The sequence below is a fragment of the Streptomyces sp. SP17BM10 genome, assembly GCF_036322405.1.
Taxonomy (GTDB): domain Bacteria; phylum Actinomycetota; class Actinomycetes; order Streptomycetales; family Streptomycetaceae; genus Kitasatospora.
This window is the reverse complement of the sequence record NZ_JAQYXB010000430.1, coordinates 49,588-57,395: the sequence shown is the minus strand read 5'-3', so window position 1 is coordinate 57,395 and position 7,808 is coordinate 49,588. Positions and strand designations below refer to the sequence as shown.

The window sequence follows — 7,808 nt, the reverse complement described above, 5'->3', positions numbered from 1 at the left end:
GTCGATCGCCGCGATCAACGGTCCGCGGTCGGTCGTCGTGTCCGGGGCGGAGGAGGCTGTCGCGGCGATCGAGGCGCACTTCGCCGAGCGCAGGACGACGCGGCTTCGGGTCTCGCACGCGTTCCACTCGCCGCTGATGGACCCGATGCTGGAGGACTTCCGTGAGGTCCTCGATGGGCTGACGTACAACGCGCCGTCGATCCCGCTGGTCTCCAACCTGACCGGCGCGCCCGCCGAGGGTCTGACAGAGCCCGAGTACTGGGTGCGCCACGTGCGTGAGGCGGTCCGCTTCGCCGACGGCGTCCGCACCCTCCACGAGGCCGGCGTCCGCCGCTACCTCGAACTCGGCCCCGACGCCGTCCTCACCGCCCTCACCGCGAACGCCCTGCCCGAGGACGCCGACACCGTCGCCGCCCCGGCGCTCCGCAAGGACCGCCCCGAGGAGGCGAGCCTCCTCCAGGCCCTCGCCGGCCTGCACGTCCACGGCGCCAAGGTCGACTGGCGGGCCCTGCTCGCCGGTGCCGGCCGGCACCTCGCCGAGCTGCCGACCTACCCGTTCGAGCACCGGGACTACTGGCCGAGCGGCCTGCCCGCCGGCCGCGGCGCCGAGTCCGCCGGGCTCCGCAACGCCCAGCACCCGCTGCTCACCGGCTCGCTGGAGCTGGCCGACAGCGATGGCCTCCTGTTCACCGGCCGGCTCTCGGCGCGGTCCCACCCGTGGGCGGCGGACCACGTCGTCATGGGCTCGGTCCTGGTGCCGGGCACGGCGCTGGTCGAGCTGGCGGTGCGCGCGGGCGACGAGGTCGGCTGCGACGTCGTCGAGGAGCTGACGCTCGCCGCGCCGCTGGTCCTGCCGGGGACGGGCGCGGTCCAGCTCCAGGTGGCCGTCGGGGCGCCGGACGGCGCGGGTCGCCGGCCCGTGAGCGTGCACTCCCGGCCCGGCTCGGGCGGCCTGCACCCGTGGACGCTGCACGCCGGCGGCGTGCTCGGTACGGGCGCGGCGCCGGCGGCCTTCGACGCCTCGGTGTGGCCGCCGGCCGACGCCGAGCCCGTCGACCTGACCGGCCTCTACGACGGCCTGGCGGAGGCCGGGTTCGGGTACGGCCCGGCGTTCCAGGGCCTGCGTACGGTCTGGCGGCGCGGGGACGAGCTCTTCGCCGAGGTTTCTCTGCCCGAGGGCGTCGAGGGTGGCGCCTACGGACTGCACCCGGCCCTGTTCGACGCCTGCCTGCACACGCTCGCCGTGGGCGGCGGGCTCGGCGAGGGCGCGGCCGGGGTGCCCTTCGCGTGGGAGGACGTCGCGCTGCACGCCTCCGGGGCGTCCGCGCTGCGGATCCGGCTGGCGCCGTCGGGGTCCGGTGGGCTGACGCTCGCCGCGGCCGACACGGCGGGGCGGCCGGTCGCGTCGGTGGGCTCGCTCACCGTCCGGCCGATCGCCGCCGAGCAGCTCGGCACGGCCGCCCGCCCGGCGGGCCACGACGCGCTGTTCCGCCTCGACTGGGTGCCCGTGCAGGTGCCCGCCGACGCGGACGTGGCGTTCGTCGCCGTCGAGCCGACCGCGCAGGCGCTGGCCTCGCTCGCCGCGACGTCCGACGTGCCGCCGGTGGTGCTGGCCGAACTCCCGTCCGGCGGAGCCGATTCGGTGCACCTCACGGTGACCTCCGTCCTGGAGCTGGTCCGGACGTGGCTCGCGGAGGACACGTTCGCCGCCTCGCGACTGGTGTTCGTCACGCGGGGCGCGGTGTCCGGCGCGGACCTCGCCGGTGCGGCGGCCTGGGGCCTCGTCCGCTCGGCGGCCTCGGAGGAGCCCGGCCGGTTCGGCCTGCTCGACCTGGCCACGGCCGAGTCGGAGCTCCTGCCCGCCGCGCTCGCCGTCGACGAGCCGCAACTGCTGCTACGGGAAGGCGAGTTGTTCGCCGCCCGCCTCGCGCGGGCGGAGCTCGTGGCCGAGGCCCCGAGCTGGCCCACCGAGGGTGCGGTGCTGATCACCGGCGGCACCGGCGGCCTGGGCCGCCTGGTGGCCAGGCACCTCGCCGCCGAGCACGGCGTGCGCAGCCTGCTGCTCGTCAGCCGCAGCGGCGCCGCCGCCGACGGCGTGGCCGAGCTGGTCGCCGAACTGGCCGACCTCGGCGCGGAGACGGCCGTCGAGGCCTGCGACGTCGCCGACGAGGCCGCCGTCACCGGGCTGTTCGCCCGCCACGACGTCCGCGCGGTGGTCCACACCGCGGGAGTCCTGGACGACGGGACGATCGGTTCGCTCACACCTGCGCGCGTCTCGGCCGTCCTGCGGCCGAAGGCGGACGCGGCCTGGAACCTCCACCGGGCCGCAGAAGGGGTCCAGGCGTTCGTCCTGTTCTCCTCGGCGGCCGGCACGCTCGGCAACCCCGGCCAGGGCAACTACGCGGCCGCCAACGCCTTCCTCGACGCCCTGGCGGTCCACCGCCGCTCGCTCGGCCTGCCCGCCGTCTCCCTGGCGTGGGGCCCGTGGACCGGCACCGGCGGCATGACCGGCACCCTCACCGAGGCCGAGGCCGAACGACTGGCCCGGGCCGGCATGCCGCCGCTGACGCCCGAACTGGGCCTCGCCCTGTTCGACGCGACCACGGCCGGCACGGCACCCGCCGTCCTGCCGCTGCGCCTCGACCCGGCCGCCCTCGCCCGGCGCGGCGAGGTCCCGCCGCTCCTGCGGGGCCTGGTGCGCGTGCCGGTCCGGCGCGGTTCGGCCGCGGGCGCGGACGGCGGGACGGGCGGCGGCGCCCAGTTCGTGCGCCGGCTGTCCGAACTGCCGGGCGCCGAACGGCGCGAGGCGCTGCTGGAGGCGGTCCGCCGCCAGGTGGCCGCCGTCCTCGGCCACGCCGACGCCTCCGGGGTGGACCCGCGGCGGGCCTTCCAGGACCTCGGCCTCGACTCCCTCACGGCGGTCGAACTGCGCAACCGCCTGGGCGCGTTGGTGGCCCTGCGGCTGCCGGCCACCCTGGTCTTCGACCACCCGACGGTGGCCGAGCTGGCCGACCACCTCTTCGACCGCCTCGGCCTCCGGCCCGCACCCACGGAGGGTCCGGCCGCCCTGCTGGCCGAACTCGACCGCCTGGAGCAGGCGTTCGGCACGACGGAGGTGGACGGCTCGGACGAGGAACTGTTCGCCCAGGTCACCGCCCGACTGGAGGTCCTGCGCACCAAGTGGCTCGCCTCGCGGGCCGCCGCCTGCGAGGCCGGTGCCTTCGACTTCGAGTCGGCGTCGGACGACGAGATGTTCGACCTCCTGGACAACGAGCTGGGCCTCTCCGACTGACCCACATCCCGAGACGTCGCGGGAGCCCGTTCTTGGGCTCCCGCGACGTCTCCGTGCTTGCAGGGCGCACGTGGAGCCGGCGCCAGGACCCGGCCGTTCGGCGCATCGACCGTGCCCGGTTCACCGCGCACTCCCGATCCCGCGGTGGCGAAGCCGTTCGACGGCGCCGGCCGTCACGCGGCCCGGCCGATGGCGCTGGACGCGGTGCGTCGGCCCCTCCCGACCTGCCCGTGGTCGGACACGAACACGTTGGGGCCCTGAGCGCGGCCGTCCGTCACGGGTCGAGGCGATCGGTCCGCTGTGCGTCTGGCAGCAGGGCCGATCCGTCGAACACGAAGCGCCGGACTATCCAACTACCCTTCAGGAAAAGCGCTTTGGGCTCTTGATTAGCCACCGTAGCCCCACAGTTGGCGGTAGCGTGCGGTCGTGGGCGCCGCGCCGTGGAGCCGGGAGGCGAGGGATGGGGACGACGATGCTCGGGGACCTGATCGACGAGGCCGTGCTGATACTCGAGAGCGCCGTGCAGGCTGACGCACGGCGGGAAGCGGAGGAACTGGCCGCGCGCGTTCTCGGGGTGGAGCCGGGCGGGCTGGATCCGCGGCGGGAACTCGACGCGAGATCGGTGCGGCGCCTGCGGGACCTCGTCGGCAGGAGAGCGGACGGCGTGCCGCTCGGCCACCTGACCGGGCGGGCCCTGTTCGGCGGGATCGAACTCCTCGTCGGGCCGGGCGTGTTCGTGCCGCGGGTGCACAGCGAGCTCGTGCTGGCGGCCGGCCTGGCGGCCCTCGCGCAGACGCGGGCGCCGACGGTGGTCGACCTGTGCGCCGGCTCCGGCGCGATCGGGCTGGCCCTCGGGCACGCCCGACCGGACGCCCGGGTGCACGCGGTCGAGTTCGACCCGATCGCCGCGGACTTCGCCCGCCGCAACGCGGCCCGCCGCGCCGCCCTCGGGGACACCGAGGTGACGGTCCACGAGGGCCCGGCTGACCGGGCGGGCGCCCTCACGGGGGTGGCCGCCGAGGCCGACCTGGTGCTCGCGAACCCCCCGTTCATGCCGGACGCGGCCTCCGTGCCGGACGAGTTCGGCCGCTACCAGCCCCGCCAGGCCGTCTTCGGCGGCGCCGACGGCCTGCGGGTCGTGCGCCAGGTGGTGGAGGCGGCGGCCGGGATGCTGCGACCGGGCGGCGCACTCGTGGTCGAGCACGGCCACCTGCACGGCGCGACCGTCCCGGCACTGCTGCGGGAGACCGGCCACTTCGTCGAGGTGACATGCCGCCCGGACCAGGACGGCTGGCCCCTGTACACCTCAGCCGTCCGCACCGCCACCTGAGCCCGCCGACGGCCGACCCCTCCCGTGCCGCGCGGGGGGGCCTGGGGTCGACCCGGGCTGGTGCCGGTACTGCGGGCTCCCTCTACGAGCGTGCCGGAGCAGGTCGTCCGGGACGGACGGCTCTCCTGGCGAAACAGCCGGAGACCAGTGGTCTTGCAGCAGTTGACGCCGCAGCGGCAGAGAACCGGCCTGGTCACGGTGGGAGCAGAGGAACTCCATGACCTGTGGTCCCTCATGCCCGTGCACAGGAGGTCGGCCCGGTCGACCTCCTGTGCACGGCGCTGGCCCCAGTGCCGTTACGACGGCTCCTGGGCGAGGTTGTCGGTGATGCGCCGGAGCACGGAGACCGCAGCCGCGTACTCCTCCTCGGTGATGTCGCCGAGGAACTCCGCGTGCACCCGGTCCATGTGTTCCGTCGCCGTCGTCAGGCCCTCGTGGCCCTGTTCCGTGAGGGTCAGCCGGCCGTCCGCGTCCATGCCGAGCCAGCCCCGGTGCGCGAGGGCGTCGGCGGCATGGACGATCGCCTCGGGGCCCATCCCGTAGGGAACGGCCACGGCGCGGACCTCCTCCCGGGTGAGGCCCTGCTCGGACCGGACGACGGTGTTGAGCGCCCACCACTGGGGCTGGGTCAGGTCGATGCGGGCCAGGGCGGCCTGCGAGTGCCGCAGGATCACCTCGGTGGCACTCCAGGCGGCCAGGGCGATGGGTCGTGTGCGGTTCTGCGGGGCGTTCGCGGTCGTCATGATCGCCAAGCTAGGACCTCACGTGCGGTTGAGGTCAAGGCGCCCTCACGGCCGCATCGCCCGCGCCTGGTGAGCCGTCGGCGAACAAGGGTGCGAAGGCGGGTCCTGTCGCGCAGGCTGACGGAAGGGATCTGATCGAGGTGCCGCCCGACCTCCGGATGCTCCGCTTCCCGGTGGGTTCGGCCTGTCCGTGGCGGGACGGCTCGGAGCTGACCCTGATCGACACCGGGACGGCGGACCGCGCGGCGGAGATCGAAGAGGCGCTGGACGGCGAACTGCGGCGAATCGTGCTCACGCACTGGCACGAGGACCACACCGGCTCGGCCGCCGAACGCGCCGGTCGGCACGGCGCGGAGGTGGTGGCGCACGTCGAAACGCCGGTCTTCGGGCACGGCGACCCGATCGCGCTGCGAGCGGCTTCGGCCCTGAGGGAAGCGGCCGACGCAACCGCGCTGTGAAGGTCGGAGCCGTGCGGCGCGCGGGAAGTCGGCCACTGCGACTTCCGGCGCACCGGCCGCGGGGCTCAGCGCGGGACGAGGGGCCTGCGGAAGCCTGTCGCGGCCAGCCATGCGCCGATGGCCGCCACGGCGGTGCCGAGCAGGACGGCCGGTATCGCCGTGCCCGTGCCCGGGAGGCCCAGGGCGAGGGCTCGGGTCGAGTCGATGGCGTAGGTCAGGGGGTTGACGTGGGCGACGGCGGCCAGCCAGTCGGGGAGGTCGGCGGTCGGGACGTAGGCGCTGGAGGCGAACATCAGGGGGAGTACGGCGATGATCGCCAGGTTCTGGATCGGCTCGGCGCGGCGCAGCCAGGCGGCCGCCGCGATGAACAGCCAGCCGAGCGCCCAGCTCATGAACAGCGTCAGCCCGATCGAGGCGGCGACCGCGCCGGCGCCGCCGCGTGGGTTGTAGCCGAGGACGAGGGTGCCGAGTGCCAGGATGATCACGGCCTGGACGGCGGCGCGTACGAGCGTGGTGAGGCTGCGGGCGACGAGCAGGGAGCTCGGGGCGACGGGCAGGCAGCGCAGGCGGGCGACGATGCCGTTCTGGAGGTCCTCGACGAGGCCGACCCCGGACTGGACGGCGGACTGCACCGCGTTGTCGACCAGGACGGCGGGCAGGACGAAGTCCAGGTAGGTGACGTCCGGCGGGAAGTGCGGCGGGAGTCCCATCCGGCTGAACACCTGGGAGAGCACCACGAGTGTGATGACGGGCTGGAGCAGGCCGAAGAGCAGCACCGCCGGGTCCGTCACGAGGGCGCGCAGCGACCGGCCGGTGAGGATGCGGATCTGGGTGAGCCGCGAACTGCCCCGCCAGACGGGCGCGGTGACCGTCGGGGTGCGGGGCGGTCGGCCGGTGTCGAGCGTGGTGGTCACCGAAGGGGTCCTTCCGGGCTGTCGAGGTTGTCGAGGCTGTCGGGGTGGTGGGCGAGGGCGAGGTAGACGTCGTCCAGGCCGGGTTCGCCGAAGGTGAGTTCCGCGGCCTCGATCCCGACCCCGTCGAGCGCCCGGACGACGGCCGCGATGTCGCGGGTGGCCTCGATGGGGACCACCAGGGCGGCTCCCTCACGGCTGGTGACGGGGGCGAGCCCGGCGCGGCGCAGCGCGTCGGAGGCGCGTTCGGGATCGCCCACGGCGGGTCCGTCGAGGACGACGGTGACGGTGCGCCGGCCCACCCGGGACTTGAGCTCGGCCGGGGTGCCGTGGGCGACGACGCTGCCGCCGGAGAGCACGGTGATGGCGTCGGCGAGGCGGTCGGCCTCGTCGAGGTACTGGGTGGTGAGCAGGACGGTGGTGCCCTCCGCGACGAGGCCCTCGACGATCTCCCAGAGGCCGAGCCGGCTCACCGGGTCGAGCCCGGTGGTGGGTTCGTCGAGGAACACCACCTCGGGCCGGCCGACCAGGCTCGCGGCGAGGTCGAGGCGCCGGCGCAGGCCGCCGGAGTAGCCGCGGGCGGGCCGGTCGGCGACGTGGCCGAGGTCGAACAGGTCGAGGAGCTCGTCGGCACGGGCGCGGGCGGCGCGGCGCCCGGCGCCCAGCAGCCCGGCGAGCAGGAGGAGGTTGTCGCGGCCGCTGAGCCGCCCGTCGACGGTGGCGTACTGGCCGGTGAGGCCGATCCGGCGGCGGACCTCGGCGGGGCGGCGCCGGACGTCGAAGCCGGCGACGCTGGCCCGGCCGGTGGTGGGCGCGAGGGCGGTGGTGAGGACTCCGACGAGGGTGGTCTTGCCGGCGCCGTTGTGGCCGAGCAGGGCGAGCACGCTGCTGCGGGGGACGGCGAGGCTGACGGAGTCGAGCGCTCGGACGTCGCCGAAGGTCATGCCGACGTCGACCGCCTCGATCACGAGGTCGTCGTCGGCCGCGGCGTGCGGGGGCGGGGCGGTGCGGGCGGGCATGGTCGGGTCTCCGTAAGGGGATCGGGAGGGGATCGGGAGGCTCGCGCGGGGCTTC

6 protein-coding genes are annotated in these 7,808 nt (G+C 75.4%); 3 read left to right on the top strand and 3 right to left on the bottom strand.

Annotated elements, in window-relative coordinates; translation table 11 throughout:
- A partial coding sequence (locus tag PUR71_RS04785; RefSeq protein WP_329925051.1) for a type I polyketide synthase occupies positions 1-3,292 on the top strand: 3,292 nt, incomplete at its 5' end.
- A 460-nt stretch (positions 3,293-3,752) separates the two neighbouring features.
- On the top strand, positions 3,753-4,622 hold the full coding sequence (locus PUR71_RS04780) for a N5-glutamine methyltransferase family protein (RefSeq protein ID WP_329925050.1): 870 nt from the start codon (positions 3,753-3,755) through the stop codon (positions 4,620-4,622).
- 296 nt (positions 4,623-4,918) lie between these two features.
- Here the strand turns inward: PUR71_RS04780 and PUR71_RS04775 are convergent, their stop codons facing one another.
- The gene (locus tag PUR71_RS04775; protein ID WP_329925049.1) at positions 4,919-5,365 is read right to left on the bottom strand and encodes a MarR family winged helix-turn-helix transcriptional regulator; all 447 of its coding nucleotides are present in this window, start codon (positions 5,363-5,365) and stop codon (positions 4,919-4,921) included.
- Positions 5,366-5,505: 140 nt separating this feature from the next.
- On the opposite strand from PUR71_RS04775, the gene PUR71_RS04770 reads away from it, so the two are divergent.
- On the top strand, positions 5,506-5,823 hold the full coding sequence (locus tag PUR71_RS04770; RefSeq protein WP_443077356.1) for an MBL fold metallo-hydrolase: 318 nt from the start codon (positions 5,506-5,508) through the stop codon (positions 5,821-5,823).
- Positions 5,824-5,888: 65 nt separating this feature from the next.
- Here the strand turns inward: PUR71_RS04770 and PUR71_RS04765 are convergent, their stop codons facing one another.
- Together PUR71_RS04765 and PUR71_RS04760 are read right to left on the bottom strand one after the other, a co-directional pair.
- On the bottom strand, positions 5,889-6,737 hold the full coding sequence (locus PUR71_RS04765) for an ABC transporter permease (protein ID WP_329925048.1): 849 nt from the start codon (positions 6,735-6,737) through the stop codon (positions 5,889-5,891).
- Positions 6,734-7,753, bottom strand: a complete 1,020-nt coding sequence (locus PUR71_RS04760) for an ATP-binding cassette domain-containing protein (RefSeq protein WP_329925047.1) — start codon at positions 7,751-7,753, stop codon at positions 6,734-6,736. The genes PUR71_RS04765 and PUR71_RS04760 overlap by 4 nt, the downstream gene beginning before the upstream one ends.
- Between the last annotated feature and the right edge of the window lie 55 nt (positions 7,754-7,808).

Bases quoted from the DNA above. Each gene is read 5' to 3' on its own strand.
- PUR71_RS04780 (WP_329925050.1), top strand. From the start codon at position 3,753: ATGGGGACGACGATGCTCGGGGACCTGATCGACGAGGCCGTGCTGATA.
- PUR71_RS04775 (WP_329925049.1), bottom strand. From the start codon at position 5,365: ATGACGACCGCGAACGCCCCGCAGAACCGCACACGACCCATCGCCCTG.
- PUR71_RS04760 (WP_329925047.1), bottom strand. From the start codon at position 7,753: ATGCCCGCCCGCACCGCCCCGCCCCCGCACGCCGCGGCCGACGACGAC.